This window comes from Segatella copri (assembly GCF_015074785.1).
Lineage (GTDB): Bacteria > Bacteroidota > Bacteroidia > Bacteroidales > Bacteroidaceae > Prevotella.
The window spans coordinates 1,041,871-1,055,513 of the sequence record NZ_CP042464.1; the positions used below are offsets into that span (position 1 = coordinate 1,041,871).

14 protein-coding genes are annotated in these 13,643 nt (G+C 45.5%); 11 read left to right on the top strand and 3 right to left on the bottom strand.

Going from position 1 to position 13,643, the window contains the following annotated elements; all coding sequences use genetic code 11:
- Window positions 1–57: 57 nt before the first annotated feature.
- From FO447_RS04605 to FO447_RS04620, 4 genes are all read left to right on the top strand, one after another.
- Window positions 58–939, top strand: coding sequence for a M48 family metallopeptidase (locus FO447_RS04605; protein WP_117694783.1), 882 nt, complete (start codon window positions 58–60; stop codon window positions 937–939).
- Between the two features lie 32 nt (window positions 940–971).
- A complete protein-coding gene (locus tag FO447_RS04610) occupies window positions 972–1,421 on the top strand; it encodes an NfeD family protein (RefSeq protein WP_117694781.1) in 450 nt (149 codons plus the stop codon).
- A 48-nt stretch (window positions 1,422–1,469) separates the two neighbouring features.
- Window positions 1,470–2,420, top strand: coding sequence for an SPFH domain-containing protein (locus FO447_RS04615; protein ID WP_117694779.1), 951 nt, complete (start codon window positions 1,470–1,472; stop codon window positions 2,418–2,420).
- Window positions 2,421–2,535: 115 nt separating this feature from the next.
- The gene (locus tag FO447_RS04620) at window positions 2,536–3,645 is read left to right on the top strand and encodes a UDP-N-acetyl glucosamine 2-epimerase (protein WP_200757913.1); all 1,110 of its coding nucleotides are present in this window, start codon (window positions 2,536–2,538) and stop codon (window positions 3,643–3,645) included.
- Window positions 3,646–3,807: 162 nt separating this feature from the next.
- Here the strand turns inward: FO447_RS04620 and FO447_RS04625 are convergent, their stop codons facing one another.
- Window positions 3,808–4,716, bottom strand: a complete 909-nt coding sequence (locus tag FO447_RS04625) for a hypothetical protein (RefSeq protein ID WP_234699061.1) — start codon at window positions 4,714–4,716, stop codon at window positions 3,808–3,810.
- 148 nt (window positions 4,717–4,864) lie between these two features.
- On the opposite strand from FO447_RS04625, the gene FO447_RS04630 reads away from it, so the two are divergent.
- The 4 genes from FO447_RS04630 (at window position 4,865) to FO447_RS04645 (ending at window position 9,933) form a co-directional block, all read left to right on the top strand.
- Entirely contained in the window at window positions 4,865–5,641 is a 777-nt protein-coding gene (locus FO447_RS04630) for a peptidylprolyl isomerase (RefSeq protein WP_200757916.1), read from the top strand.
- Window positions 5,642–5,726: 85 nt separating this feature from the next.
- A complete protein-coding gene (locus tag FO447_RS04635) occupies window positions 5,727–6,941 on the top strand; it encodes an L-serine ammonia-lyase (RefSeq protein WP_117694771.1) in 1,215 nt (404 codons plus the stop codon).
- Between the two features lie 205 nt (window positions 6,942–7,146).
- Complete coding sequence (gene htpG, locus FO447_RS04640; RefSeq protein WP_022120204.1) at window positions 7,147–9,204, top strand: molecular chaperone HtpG; 2,058 nt, start codon at window positions 7,147–7,149, stop codon at window positions 9,202–9,204.
- 183 nt (window positions 9,205–9,387) lie between these two features.
- On the top strand, window positions 9,388–9,933 hold the full coding sequence (locus FO447_RS04645) for an RNA polymerase sigma factor (protein WP_234699062.1): 546 nt from the start codon (window positions 9,388–9,390) through the stop codon (window positions 9,931–9,933).
- 61 nt (window positions 9,934–9,994) lie between these two features.
- Here FO447_RS04645 and FO447_RS04650 read toward each other — a convergent pair whose 3' ends face one another.
- Window positions 9,995–10,381, bottom strand: coding sequence for a hypothetical protein (locus FO447_RS04650; protein WP_200757917.1), 387 nt, complete (start codon window positions 10,379–10,381; stop codon window positions 9,995–9,997).
- Window positions 10,382–10,447: 66 nt separating this feature from the next.
- The gene (locus FO447_RS04655; protein WP_200757918.1) at window positions 10,448–11,908 is read right to left on the bottom strand and encodes an aminoacyl-histidine dipeptidase; all 1,461 of its coding nucleotides are present in this window, start codon (window positions 11,906–11,908) and stop codon (window positions 10,448–10,450) included.
- A gap of 120 nt (window positions 11,909–12,028) precedes the next feature.
- Between FO447_RS04655 and FO447_RS04660 the strand changes: the two genes are divergently transcribed.
- Genes FO447_RS04660 through nth form a run of 3 tightly spaced genes read left to right on the top strand, consistent with a single transcriptional unit; the run spans window position 12,029 to window position 13,519 of the window.
- Entirely contained in the window at window positions 12,029–12,223 is a 195-nt protein-coding gene (locus FO447_RS04660) for a hypothetical protein (protein ID WP_006846653.1), read from the top strand.
- Between the two features lie 31 nt (window positions 12,224–12,254).
- On the top strand, window positions 12,255–12,866 hold the full coding sequence (locus FO447_RS04665; protein WP_117727960.1) for an OmpH family outer membrane protein: 612 nt from the start codon (window positions 12,255–12,257) through the stop codon (window positions 12,864–12,866).
- Between the two features lie 5 nt (window positions 12,867–12,871).
- A complete protein-coding gene (gene nth, locus FO447_RS04670) occupies window positions 12,872–13,519 on the top strand; it encodes an endonuclease III (protein WP_200757919.1) in 648 nt (215 codons plus the stop codon).
- Window positions 13,520–13,643: the final 124 nt, after the last annotated feature.

Here is a 13,643-nt window from a genome sequence, read left to right on the forward strand (position 1 = left end):
TTAAACAGCACATTAACTTAATGAATAAACATATTTAATATACATAAGTAAGTTAAGATGAAAAAGTTTAAGGTTTTAGTTCTGACGGTTGTGGCAGTCCTTGCGCTGTCATCTTGCGGCACTACTCAGACGGTGCCTCTGACCGGTCGCACTCATCGCATCTCTGTATCCGATGAGCAGGTTCTCAGTCTGTCTAATCAGGAATACACAAAGTACATGGCTTCTGCCAAGAAGTCGACCAATGCAGCCAATACGGCGATGGTTCAGCGGGTAGGAAAAAGACTTGCCAATGCTGTTGAACTCTATTTGAAGCAGAATGGATTTGAAGCCGACGTGAAGAATTATTCATGGGAATTCAACCTGGTACAAGATAAGTCTGCCAATGCATTCTGTATGCCTGGCGGTAAAATCGTGGTTTATGAAGGACTTTTGCCTTACACTCAGAATGAAACCGGTTTGGCAATCGTTTTGGGTCACGAAATAGCTCATGCTGTGGCTAAACATAGTGCTGAGCAGCTCACCAAACAGCAGAATCAGCAAACCGGTACAAGTATCCTGGGAACTGTGTTGAACCAGACAGTAGGTAATGGTGTAGGTAATGTGGCAAGTGCAGTTGCCGGACAGTATTTCTCATTCCGCAATCTGAAGTATTCCCGTGATAATGAAACCGAGGCAGATTACATGGGGCTTATCTTCGCAGCCATGGCAGGTTACGATCCTCAGCAGGCCATTCCTTTCTGGAAGAGAATGTCACAGGGCTCAAGCAGCAATCAGAGCGATATTTTCAGTGATCACCCTTCAGACGCCAAGCGTATTGCTGCCTTGCAGAAGGAAATGCCTACTGCGCTGAAGTATTATAAACCTCAGACAACTTTTAAGGTAGGTTCTACGAGCAAGACTTCTACAACCAGAAAGAAGACTACAACCCGCAGAAGATAAGGATTAGAAGAATCAAATTAAAATTGTTAAGTATGGAGTATTTATCTCATAACCTTTGGCTGATATGGACATCGGTGATGTTCATCTGCCTCATCTTAGAGTTGTCTTCGGGCGATTTCTATGTTACTTGTTTTGCCATTGGTGCGCTCATCAGCATTCCTGTGGCAATAGTAGGAGCACCTTTCTGGGTGCAGGTAGTGGTTTGGGCTATCTGCTCTATGCTTAGCATCTGGTTGGTTCGTCCGCATCTGCTGAAATCGCTACACAAGGGTGGGGAAGACCGCCGCAGTAATGCCGATGCGCTGGCAGGACAGATAGGGGAAGTGACCGAGATGATTCCTGCCGGAGGATATGGTAGAGTGAAGCTGGATGGAGATGATTGGAAAGCGGAAGCTCCGCATCTTGCCGAACCGCTTGCTGTAGGCGATAAGGTTCGAATCTTAGGTCACGAATCTATCATCCTCAAGGTAGAAAAAGTTTAGATAGAAAAAGTTTAGAGTCAACATTATTCACTTAATCGTATAAACATCATGAACATAGGAATTTATGTGCTGGTGGCTCTAGTAGCACTTGCACTCGTAGTGGTTAAGAAAACCATCGTGATCATCCCTCAGAGTGAGACGAAAATCATAGAGCGTCTCGGACGATATTTTGCCACGCTCAAGCCTGGTATTAATGTCATCATTCCTTTCATTGACCATGCCAAGGATATTGTGTCTATGAGAAACGGAAGATACGTTTATACAAACAGCATCGACCTTCGTGAACAGGTCTACGATTTCGACCGTCAGAACGTAATCACTAAGGATAATATCCAGATGCAGATAAATGCGTTGCTCTATTTCCAGATTGTGGACCCATTCAAGAGTGTGTATGAAATCAACAATCTGCCAAACGCCATAGAGAAACTGACCCAAACTACCTTGCGTAATATAATAGGTGAGATGGAACTTGACCAGACTCTTACTTCCCGCGATACGATTAACACCAAACTCCGTGCGGTTTTGGATGATGCAACCAATAAGTGGGGAATCAAGGTAAACCGAGTAGAGTTGCAGGATATTACACCTCCTGAGAGTGTGCTCCAGGCGATGGAAAAGCAGATGCAGGCTGAACGCAACAAGCGTGCTACCATCCTGACTTCTGAAGGTGAGAAGGAAAAGCAGCGCCTGCTCTCAGAAGGTGAGAAGGCTGCCATCGTGAACAAGGCTGAGGCTGCCAAACAGCAGGCTATCCTGAATGCAGAAGGTGAGGCTACTGCCCGCATCCGTAAGGCTGAGGCCGAGGCTATTGCCATTCAGAAGATTACGGAAGCTGTAGGACAGAGTACGAATCCAGCCAACTATCTCCTGGCCCAGAAATACATCAGTATGATGCAGGAAGTAGCACAGGGTAAGGATAATAAGGTGGTTTATCTGCCATACGAGGCAACCAATCTCTTGGGTTCTATCGGAGGAATCAAAGACCTTTTTAAGGGATAAAGACCTCTGAGTCAATGGATAATGCCCTTTGGCTCAAGATTGGCTCAAGAAATAAAGCACTCTGAATATCAGTAAACTGCAAGTTCAGTAAGTAAAAATATAAAACAGGATAAAAATGAAGAAAATCTGTATCGTTGCAGGTGCAAGACCTAACTTTATCAAGGTTGCGCCCGTAATTAGAGCAATTCGTAATGCTCAGGAAGCTGGTAACGAAATCAGCTATCAGTTGGTTTACACAGGAAAAGAGGATGAACCGACTTTGGAATCTTCTCTTTTCGATGACTTAGGCATTCAGAAACCGGATGCTTATCTCGGCGTAGACTGTCCAAACATGAATGAACTTACCGGACAGGTGATGGGTCAGTTTGAGCGCTATCTGCAGCAGAATGCTACAGATGTTGTCATTGTGGTTGATGATCTTGCTTCAACCATGGCCGTGGCTATTGTTACCAAGAAGCAGGGTGTGCAGCTTGCTCATATTGCAGCCGGAACCCGTAGTTTTGACATTACCATGCCAAAGGAAATCAACCGTCTGGTGATTGATGGCTTGTCAGATATCCTCTTTACCGCAGGCATTTCAAACAACAGCATCGCCAACAAGGAAGGTGCAGAATTGTCTAAGGTTTATATGGTAGGAAATGTGCTTATCGACAACATCCGCTTCCTTCAGTCTAAAATGCAGCGTCCTGAAGTCATGGACGAGTTTCATCTGAAAGAAGGCGAATATATGGTTCTGACCTTGAACCGCAAGGCCATCGTCAATAACATTGATGAGATGAAATCGCTCATTTCTGTCATAGATGAAGAGGCGCGCCAGGCTGGAGTGAAGGTGATTGCTCCGCTTCGAGGTAAAGCCTTGGGCTTCGTGCTCGCATTCAAGGCTTATCAGGAAGAGAGTAATCATCAGAGTGGAATCCAGGTGGTTCAGCCGCTGGATTATCTGTCGTTTGCTTATCTTACAGCTCACGCCAAAGGTGTGATTACCGATTCGGGTAATGTGGCTGAAGAAGCTACCTTCAATGGGGTCCCTTGCATTACGCTCAACAGCTATACTGAGCATATTGAAACTGTAAAGGTGGGCACAAACGAACTGGTTGCTGAAGATCCGGAGTTACTGAAGCAATCTATGCAGAAACTTCTGAAGGGTGAATGGAAGAAAGCGGGCATTCCTGACAGATGGGATGGTCGCTCAGCAGAAAGAATAGTCCAGATTCTCGCTGAATAGAATCTAAACTCATAGGTATAATCTCATGGAGAGAGATGATTCTATGTAAACTGATTCTTTTCAGAATAAACTTAGAGGTTCACTTCAATATCATTATATTGAAAAGTGAACCTCTTTCTTTTTATGCTTTATCTTTTTCTTAAGTTAAAACCATCCTTTTCCTTAATCTTTTTCAGGCGCCTTTGGCACAGGATAGTCGTATTGCTTGAAATAGGACGGCGTCTTATTATCATACCATACTCCTTCTACGTTTAAGCCGATAGAGAAAGTTTTTTTGGAATTAGTGTATCTTACACCGGCTCCTAAAACGTTGGCGCCAGGTACTCCCATTCCGTAGCCACCCGGCATGATTCCTCTGCCCATTCCCCAAGGATACATTCCGTAGCCCCAAGGCGAATAGCCGTAGGGACCATAGCCATAACCGCCATAACGGCCGTAGAGAGAATTGTAATTGTTGGCTACACTAAGCTGACCGTAAACGTAAGCCTCCCAATGCTCATTAAACTGGTAGCCCAGAATGCCGTAGACTCCGCCGTCATGATAACTGTCTCCACCATAGTTTACGTTGTTGATATAAGTACCAAGAGCCAGCCAGAGTTTGTTGTCTTTGGTGAGTGGCGTTAAGTAGGTTGCATCGATGGTCTGGGTGAAACCGCCTCTGTGAGGCACATTCTTGCCGAATGTGGCAAAGGCAGAAAGATCTACCGAGAGATTCAATCCTTTGTGCAGCCCCCAGCCATAGCCCAACGGATAACTCAAGCTGTTGGTAAGGTTGGAGATGGGATTATTATAATAGGTGCTGTCTAGCGAAGCATCGCCCAGCAATCCGTTTTTGCCGAGAGTTTCTTTCTTATCTGATAGTCGGGCAGGAGTCATATATGCATTCTTCACCGGTTTCCCCTGATAAATCATAGGTTTTCCTGCCTGGTAAACCGTATCGCCAGGCAGCAACCATTCTTCGCGCGGACTGTCCGGACTGTGCAATGGTCCTAAGCTTACCTGTTGCTGTGCACTTGCTTCTGTAGTGAGGAAAGTGCAAAAAGCGATGATAATATATGTTTTTTTCTTCATAATTGATTGCATTTTCTGTCTTCTGCTGCAAAGATATGAAGAATGTATGAAACAAAGTAACTTTTCCCGCATAAAAAATCAATTTTTTAGAATAAAATCATTATCTTTGCATCCGATAACATAAATAGATGTAAAATTATACAAAAATATGAAGAAGATCATCAGATTATTGACACTCGCTCTTCTTACGGTGCCTGTTACGACATTCGCTCAGAGTGAAGGCAATCAGAACACATCAGAACCAGCCGGAAAAGTTGTGGCGTCTAAGCCCGATTCTCTGCTCGACTGGGAAACACCGCACGATCCAACCTGCCCTCAGGTGCTGCTGGAAACATCGATGGGCAACATTCTCGTGGCTCTCTACAACGATACTCCCAAGCATCGGGATAATTTCCTGAAACTTGTCAATTCGGGCTATTATGACGGTTGCATCTTTCAGCGTGTCATCAAGAATTTCATGATTCAGGGTGGCGATTATTCATGCAGAAAGGTGAACATGGAAAAGCCGCAGAAGTTTGATGTAAACTATACGGTTCCGGCAGAAATCATCTATCCTAAATATTATCATAAGCGCGGACAGCTCTGTGCTGCTCGCGAAGGAGATGATGAAAATCCGACCAAAGCTTCGGCGCCTACTGATTTCTACATCACCTGGGGCAGAAATTTTTCTCCACGGCAGATGGAATATTATGTAGAAAAACTGAAACGGGACGGCAAGTATTACGCCATTCCTTCAGAACAGTTGCAGAAGGGCTACATCAAGCATGGTGGTGTTCCTCACCTTGACAACGGATACACTGTATTCGGAGAGGTGCTTGAAGGCATGGATGTGGTTGATAAGATTCAGAATGTGGCTACCGATAAGGCGAACAACGACAGACCTCTCACGGATGTCATCATCCTGAAAGCCAAGCAGATGAAGTAACTTCCGGATGGTAAACTGAAGAAATAAGTAACTGAGCCCATTAAAAGGGAAAAATCAATAAGTAAAAATATTAAATACGAGAAAAATGAAGTCATTAAAGGAATTATATAGAATAGGTAAGGGACCATCGAGCAGTCATACGATGGGGCCTCAGCGTGCTGCCAAACTTTTTCTGGAGCGTTGCCCTAACGCTTCTTATTATGAAGTAACCCTCTATGGAAGTCTAGCTGCTACTGGTAAGGGACACATGACTGATGTGGCAATAGAAGAAGTGCTCAGACCTCATAAAACTGTGAATATTATCTGGCAGCCACAGACTTTCCTGCCTTATCATCCCAACGGAATGAAATTTGTGGGCAAGGATCTGAACGGCGATATTATTGATGAATGGACCGTTTACAGTATTGGTGGTGGAGCCATATCAGATGGTACAGCCGGCAACGAAGAGCTGGGCGCCAAGGATGTTTATGATCTGAACAAGCTCGCCGACATCAAGCAATGGTGCTATGATAACGGACGCTCATTCTGGGAGTATGTTGAGAAATGCGAATCGGAAGATATCTGGGATTATCTCGACATGGTTTGGCAAACGATGAAGCAGAGCATCAGGAATGGTTTGGACCATGAAGGTGTTTTGCCTGGTCCGCTGAAGCTGCAGCGTAAGGCTGCCACCTATTATATAAAGGCGAAGGGTTACCGTGCTTCCCTGCAGAGCCGCGGCTTGGTTTATGCTTATGCGCTGGCTGTGAGCGAAGAGAATGCTTCGGGTGGCACCATCGTTACAGCTCCTACCTGTGGCGCCTGTGGTGTATTGCCAGCTGTACTCTACCACATGTTTACTTCTCATGATATGAGTGAACAGCGCATCTTGAGAGCCTTGGCTACAGCCGGATTGGTAGGCAACATCGTAAAGCAGAATGCTTCTATCAGTGGTGCTGATGTAGGTTGCCAGGGCGAGGTAGGTGTTGCCTGCGCCATGGCTTCGGCTGCAGCCTGTCAGCTTTTCGGAGGCAGTCCGGCTCAGGTAGAATATGCTGCCGAAATGGGATTGGAGCATCATCTCGGAATGACCTGCGACCCGGTTTGCGGACTGGTTCAGATTCCTTGCATCGAGCGAAATGCCTTTGCTGCCGCCCGAGCTTTGGATGCAGACCTCTACGCTTCCTTCTCAGATGGCCATCATACCGTATCTTTCGACCGTGTAGTTGAAGTAATGCGACAGACGGGTCATGACCTACCTTCGCTTTACAAGGAAACAAGCGAAGGCGGTTTGGCAAAGGGATTTCCAAGAGACATTTAACCATGAGATTCAGTTTCCGAAAGTGAACTCTACACGCCCTGTAAGAGCAAAAAGCTTTGATTATACCTTGATGCAACGAAGCTTTTGCCCTTGCAGGGCGTGATGTATTTGGGGCTTTCAGACCTTTCTTATATTTTGGCACGCTATTTGTAAGCCCCCTTGCCAAACAATAATAAAGTAAATACGAATAAAAACATTTTATATTATGGCACAGAAAGGTAATATTGGTGTAACGACAGAGAACATTTTCCCTGTCATCAAGAAATTCTTATATTCAGATCACGACATCTTCCTCCGTGAGATGGTTTCAAACGCCGTAGATGCTACACAGAAGTTGAAGACTCTTGCAGCTCAGGGCGATTTCAAGGGCGAGATAGGCGACACAACCGTTCGTGTCTCTCTCGATGAGAAGGCTGGAACCTTGACTATCAGCGACCATGGTATAGGTATGACTGAGGAGGAAATCGATAAATATATCAACCAGATTGCATTCTCAGGCGTAACTGACTTCCTCGATAAGTATAAGGAGAATGCCAACGCCATCATCGGCCACTTCGGTCTCGGCTTCTATTCTTCTTTCATGGTAGCCAGCAAGGTAGAAATCATCACTAAGAGCTACAAAGAGGGAAGCAAGGCTGTAAAGTGGAGCTGCGATGGTTCACCTGCTTTCGAAATCGAAGATGCAGACAAGGCTGAGCGTGGTTCAGACATCATCCTCCATATTGCTGATGATTGCAAGGAATTCCTGCAGAAGAGCAAGATTGAGGAACTTCTGAACAAGTACTGCAAGTTTATGGCAGTGCCTGTTGCTTTCGGCAAGAAGACCGAGTGGAAGGATGGCAAGAATGTGGAGACTGATGAGGATAACATTATTAATAATGTGGAGCCTCTCTGGACAAAGACTCCTAGCACCTTGAAGGATGAGGACTACAAGAAGTTCTATCACACCCTTTATCCGATGCAGGACGATCCGTTGTTCTGGATTCATCTGAATGTAGACTTCCCATTCAATCTCACGGGTATTCTCTACTTCCCACGCATCAAGAGCAGCATCGACATGCAGCGCAACAAGATTCAGCTCTATTGCAACCAGGTGTTCGTAACCGACCAGGTAGAAGGCATTGTACCAGAATTCCTCACATTGCTTCATGGTGTAATCGATTCACCGGACATTCCGCTGAACGTAAGCCGAAGCTACCTTCAGAGCGACAGCAACGTGAAGAAGATTTCTACCTACATCACCAAGAAGGTAGCCGATCGTTTGAACTCTATCTTCAAGGAGAACCGCAAGGAGTTTGAAGAGAAATGGGATGATCTCAAGATCTTCATCAACTACGGAATGCTCTCTCAGGAAGATTTCTACGAGCGCGCAAAGGACTTCGCGCTTCTGAAAGATGTTGAGGGAAAGTACTTTACTTTCGAGGAGTACAAGACGCTGATTAAGGACAACCAGACCGATAAGGACGGCAACCTGGTTTATCTCTATGCCAACAATAAGGAAGAGCAGTATTCTTACATCGAAGCTGCCAAGCAGAAGGGTTATTCTGTACTCCTGATGGAAGGTCAGCTCGATACGCCGATGGTAAACATGCTGGAGCAGAAGCTGGAGAAGAGCCGCTTTACACGTGTTGACGCCGACATCATCGACCGCCTCATCGTGAAGGAAGATGCTAAGAAGACCGATTTGAGCAAAGAGCAGTCTGACAACTTGACAGAAGTATTCCGCTCTCAGATGCCTCAACTTGACAAGACAGAATTCTTTGTAGAGATTCAGGCTTTGGGCGAACAGAACCAGCCAGTGCTCATCACCCAGAACGAGTACATGCGCCGTATGAAGGCGATGAGCCAGTTCCAGGCAGGCATGAACTTCTACGGTCAGATGCCAGACAGCTACAACATCGTACTGAACTCAGACCATGCTCTGGTAAAGAAGGTATTGGAAGATGCTGAGGCCAACACTGCTGAAACATTGAAGCCAATCCTTGCAGAAATCAAGGGTCAGGAAGCTCGCCTTGCCGTACTCCATCAGGAGCAGAACAAGAAGAAGCCTGAAGAGATTACCCAGCAGGAGAAGGATGATGTCCACAACACAGAGAAGGCTATCAGCGATGAGAAGGCTAAGCGCAACGAAATCATCTCGGGTTATGCTAAGAACAACAACATTGTTCACCAGCTCATCGACCTCGCCCTGCTTCAGAATGGTATGTTGAAGGGTGCTTCGCTCGACGCATTCCTCAAAAGAAGCGTTGACATGATTAAGTAATCCAACCTGTAAAGGGTTTGAATTAAGAAATAAAACTTTGCGATGCGTAACATTTCATGTTACAAATTGTTTCTATCATATGTGCTAAATGTTTCAAAACGAACATTTAGCACATTTTTTTTCTCTTTCCTTTGGTGGCTTTCTGTTTTTTTATTACCTTTGCAATATAGAAAAACGAAAAACATGATTAAAACAATCGCCATCATGGAACAAACAAATTCAAATTACAGCATTATTGCAGATTATTACTCTGAACACTACAACGAGCTGAAGTTGTATGTCATGTCGCGTTCGCTTCCGGCAGACGAGGCTGAAGATATCGTGCAGAATATTTTTGTGCGATTACTTCGAGGCGATAAGATGATTACGCCTGTAACCTTACCATGTTTTGTATACACCATTGCCAAGAATCTGATTATCGATTATTACCGTCGCAAACATAAGATTGAGGAGTATGAACACTTCCTGGGAGCTAGCGACTGGATGGGAAGATATGATGTTGATGGCGAATCTGTTTTCTCTGCCCAGCAGACCAACGAGATTCTGGAGCGTGGAATTGCCAGGCTCACGGAGAAGAGAAGCAAGGTTTACCGCCTGAACCTTTTCGAAGGAATGCAGGTGAGCGAGATTGCCCAAAGTCTGAACCTCGGATATAAAGCGGCTGAGAATCGTCTGACTCTGGCTAGAAAAGAAATAAGAGATTATATGAAAAAAGAGTTGGCTAGTTAAAATGCTAGTCAACTCTTTCTGTTTTTACTGCCTTGCTGAAAGGCAATTCTTAACTGTTTTTTTAGTTTTCCTTAAACCCGATTACTCTTGTCAAACCTTTATCAAGATAAAAGGTTTGGGTTACTTCCTGCTTCTCGCCCTGATGGTTGGTCAGCTTGTATGTAGCCCTTAAATATAATAAGGTGTCGGGATAAGCTGCATCATTATAATCAATATTCTTCTTGACGTAAGGCAGTTTGCTGACATTTTGTCGCATCTCCTTCATCTGGTCGAAACTGATCATGGCGGTAGGAGTGAGGCGGGAGAACCGCTCATAGCTGCAGTCCTGATCAACGAGGTTTTCATTAAGAAAATCCTTGACCAGAGATTGAGCCTTGTGCTGATCGCCACACGAGGTGAACATCAGCACAAGTCCTGAAACCATGACAAACATCATTTTCTTTATCATAGACATCTTCTTTATATTAAGCCGCGCTGCTTTTATGAAACTGGTTGTTTTATTTAGCACGCTTGCTTATTTAGCCACGCTGCGGAGAATCTCCAGCAAGTGGTCCCAAACCATCTCTACTGTAGGAATGAGAAGAGCCTCGTCTGGGGTGTGAACATAGCGAAGGGTAGGACCGAAACTTACCATATCGAGCTCAGGATAACGCTCAGAGAAAAGACCACACTCCAAACCGGCATGAATACCCTTTACCAATGGCTTTTTGCCGAAGAGCTTTTCGTAAGCCTTCACAGCCAGGTCGGTAAGCTCGCTGTTGGCGCGCATCTTCCAGGCAGGATACTTGTCGCCTACAGTTACCTCGGCGCCAGCCAGTAGGAAGGCTGCCTTTACGGTGTTGGTCATGTTCTCCAGATTGCTCATCACGTTACTTCGCTGAGAAGCTACGATGTTGATGCTGCTTTCATCGGTCATCACGCTTGCCACATTGCTTGAGGTTTCTACCATCCAGGCAATCGCCTCATCCTGACAGGTAGTAAGCGGACCGTTGTCTACAGCCTGGAGAGCCATTACGAACTTGTCAGCTACAGCTTTCTCGATGACAGGTGCAGCATCGGTGCTGCTCATATTGAACTGCATAGCCTGTTCGGTTACGTGGAATTCGTCTTCTACTTCTGATGCAAAGATGTTCCAGTCGGCACGAACCTGTTCCTTATCAGCATTCTTGACGGCGAAAACTATCTTTCCGTCGCGAGGAATGGCATTATGCATCTTGCCGCTGTTGAAGCTTACGAGGCGCAGACTTCCATCCAGTTTCTCATTTTCGAGGAAGAGGAAGCGGGCAAGAATCTTGATGGCATTGGCGCGCTTCTTGTTGATGTCATCGCCCGAGTGACCACCGTTGAGACCCTTCAGCGAAGCTTCCATGAAGAAATAACCCGCAGGAGCCTCTTCGCGAGAGAAGTGGAAGGTGGCATGGGTTGTCTGACCACCGGCGCAGGATACGAAGATTTCGCCCTCATCCTCTGAGTCAAGATTGATGAGCATCTTTCCGGTCATAAAGCCCGCCTTCATGCCGTGAGCACCGGTCAGTCCGGTTTCTTCATCACGTGTAAAGACGCACTCGATAGGACCATGCTCAATATCGTTGCTTGCCAGGATAGCCAGCTCGATGGCGCAGCCTATACCGTCGTCAGCACCCAATGTAGTGCCTTTTGCCTTAAGCCATTCTCCGTCTACGTAAGTCTGGATGGCGTCTTTGTGGAAATCGAAATCAACATCTACCAGTTTATCGCAAACCATGTCCATGTGGCTCTGCAGGATGATGGTTTCAGCATGCTCGTAGCCTGGAGTGGCAGCTTTACGGATGAGCACATTACCGGTTTCATCTACCAGCGTTTCGAGCTGATGAGCCTCTCCGAAAGATTTCAAAAACTCAATCATGTTCTCCTCGTGCTTGGAAGGACGAGGTATTTCGTTGATTTTTGCGAACTGCTCGAACACGAGAGCAGGCTTCAATTCACTTTTATTCATTTATTTTCTATTATTTTGTTTTGATAAAACATTTATTTCTGCTATTTTGTTTTGGTTATTCCCAAAAAAATAGTACCTTTGCACCCAAAAGTGCACTAAGGCACTGCAAAGGTAATAAAAATGATAAAATTAATGTTATTAAGCGTGTTAATAATTGCTATTTGCATGGCATTATTTTGCGTAAAGTTGATTTTTAAGAAGAACGGCAAGTTCTCTTCCCAGCATGTGCACGACAATCCGGGCTTGCGCAAGCAGGGCATTCATTGTGTGGTGGATCAGGACCGCGAGGCAAGGGAAGCCAACAAGGCTTATTAGAAAATAGTAATAATATAATATGATAGAAAAAATGAGAAAGAACATTTTGGGTTCAGTGGCAATTGCAGCTGTTGCTGCCCTGTCATTGGCATCATGCAACAAATCTCAGCCTCAGGTAGAGGCTAAGTCAGAGAGCAAGGCTCCTGCTGAATTGAAGATTGCTTATGTAGAGGTAGACTCTATCATGACTCAGTATACCTTTGCTAAGGAGTATTCTTCTATCTTGGAGAAGAAGGGTCAGAACATTCAGGCTACTATTGCGCAGAAGGGTCAGCAGCTCCAGGCTGCAGCAGCCAACTTCCAGCAGAAGATTCAGCAGAATGCTTACACTCGCGAGCAGGCTGAGGCTATCCAGGCTGGACTGCAGAAGCAGAACAACGACCTGCAGGGCTTGCAGCAGCGCTTGAGCAACGAGTTTGCTGCTGAGCAGGAGAAGTACAACAAGGCGCTCCACGACAGCATTGCCAACTATCTTGCCCGCTACAACAAGGACAAGAAGTACAGCATCATCTTCTCTAAGAGCGGCGATAACCTGCTCTATGCTGACAAGGCTTACGATATTACAAAAGAGGTGATTTCCGGCTTGAACAAGGCTTACAAGGGAAAGCTGAAGAAAGAGGAGGCTGCTCCTGCTAAAAAGTAAGAGAAATGCTTCGTAAGGAAAGATACGATTTTATATTGAATCATTTCAGAAGTGCGCTGCCGAATGTAACTACCGAGTTGCAGTTCGGTAGCGCATTTCAGCTTCTGGTGGCTACCTTGCTTTCTGCGCAATGCACCGACAAACGCATCAACATGGTTACGCCTGCTCTCTTTGCCCGTTATCCTGATGCGCAGCACATGGCACAGGCGAGCGAGGATGATATTTATGAGTTGATCAGTTCGGTGAGTTATCCGAATGCCAAGGCGAAGCATCTTGCTGAAATGTCTCGCCAGCTGGTTGAGATGTTCGGAGGTGAGGTGCCTGAGGCTGCGGATGATTTGGAGAAGTTGGCAGGAGTGGGGCGCAAGACGGCGAATGTGATTCGTGCCGTATGGTTCGGTCATGCTACGATGGCGGTGGATACGCATGTTTATCGTGTGAGTCATCGCATGGGTTTGGTGCCGAAAACGGCAGATACGCCCCGAAAAGTAGAAGATTATCTGATGAAACACATTCCGGCTGAGGATATTCCGAATGCGCATCATTGGATTCTGCTGCATGGCAGATATATTTGCAAGAGTACGAAACCGCTCTGCGATAAATGCTTTTTTAATGAATATTGCCCAAAACTATTAAAGGACAGTAAGCTTTAGAAATAGTTAATAGTTAATAGTTTATAGCGGCTTCGCCGTACAGCAAACTAGCTTAAAGTAGAGGGAAGATGATAAAAAAATAGTTTATAGTAAATAAGAACTCTGCTTGTCGCAAGAAAGCCCT

Bases quoted from the DNA above. Each gene is read 5' to 3' on its own strand.
- FO447_RS04605 (WP_117694783.1), top strand. From the start codon at position 58: ATGAAAAAGTTTAAGGTTTTAGTTCTGACGGTTGTGGCAGTCCTTGCG.
- FO447_RS04610 (WP_117694781.1), top strand. From the start codon at position 972: ATGGAGTATTTATCTCATAACCTTTGGCTGATATGGACATCGGTGATG.
- FO447_RS04615 (WP_117694779.1), top strand. From the start codon at position 1,470: ATGAACATAGGAATTTATGTGCTGGTGGCTCTAGTAGCACTTGCACTC.
- FO447_RS04620 (WP_200757913.1), top strand. From the start codon at position 2,536: ATGAAGAAAATCTGTATCGTTGCAGGTGCAAGACCTAACTTTATCAAG.
- FO447_RS04625 (WP_234699061.1), bottom strand. From the start codon at position 4,716: ATGAAGAAAAAAACATATATTATCATCGCTTTTTGCACTTTCCTCACT.
- FO447_RS04630 (WP_200757916.1), top strand. From the start codon at position 4,865: ATGAAGAAGATCATCAGATTATTGACACTCGCTCTTCTTACGGTGCCT.
- FO447_RS04635 (WP_117694771.1), top strand. From the start codon at position 5,727: ATGAAGTCATTAAAGGAATTATATAGAATAGGTAAGGGACCATCGAGC.
- htpG (WP_022120204.1), top strand. From the start codon at position 7,147: ATGGCACAGAAAGGTAATATTGGTGTAACGACAGAGAACATTTTCCCT.
- FO447_RS04645 (WP_234699062.1), top strand. From the start codon at position 9,388: ATGATTAAAACAATCGCCATCATGGAACAAACAAATTCAAATTACAGC.
- FO447_RS04650 (WP_200757917.1), bottom strand. From the start codon at position 10,381: ATGATAAAGAAAATGATGTTTGTCATGGTTTCAGGACTTGTGCTGATG.
- FO447_RS04655 (WP_200757918.1), bottom strand. From the start codon at position 11,908: ATGAATAAAAGTGAATTGAAGCCTGCTCTCGTGTTCGAGCAGTTCGCA.
- FO447_RS04660 (WP_006846653.1), top strand. From the start codon at position 12,029: ATGATAAAATTAATGTTATTAAGCGTGTTAATAATTGCTATTTGCATG.
- FO447_RS04665 (WP_117727960.1), top strand. From the start codon at position 12,255: ATGAGAAAGAACATTTTGGGTTCAGTGGCAATTGCAGCTGTTGCTGCC.
- nth (WP_200757919.1), top strand. From the start codon at position 12,872: ATGCTTCGTAAGGAAAGATACGATTTTATATTGAATCATTTCAGAAGT.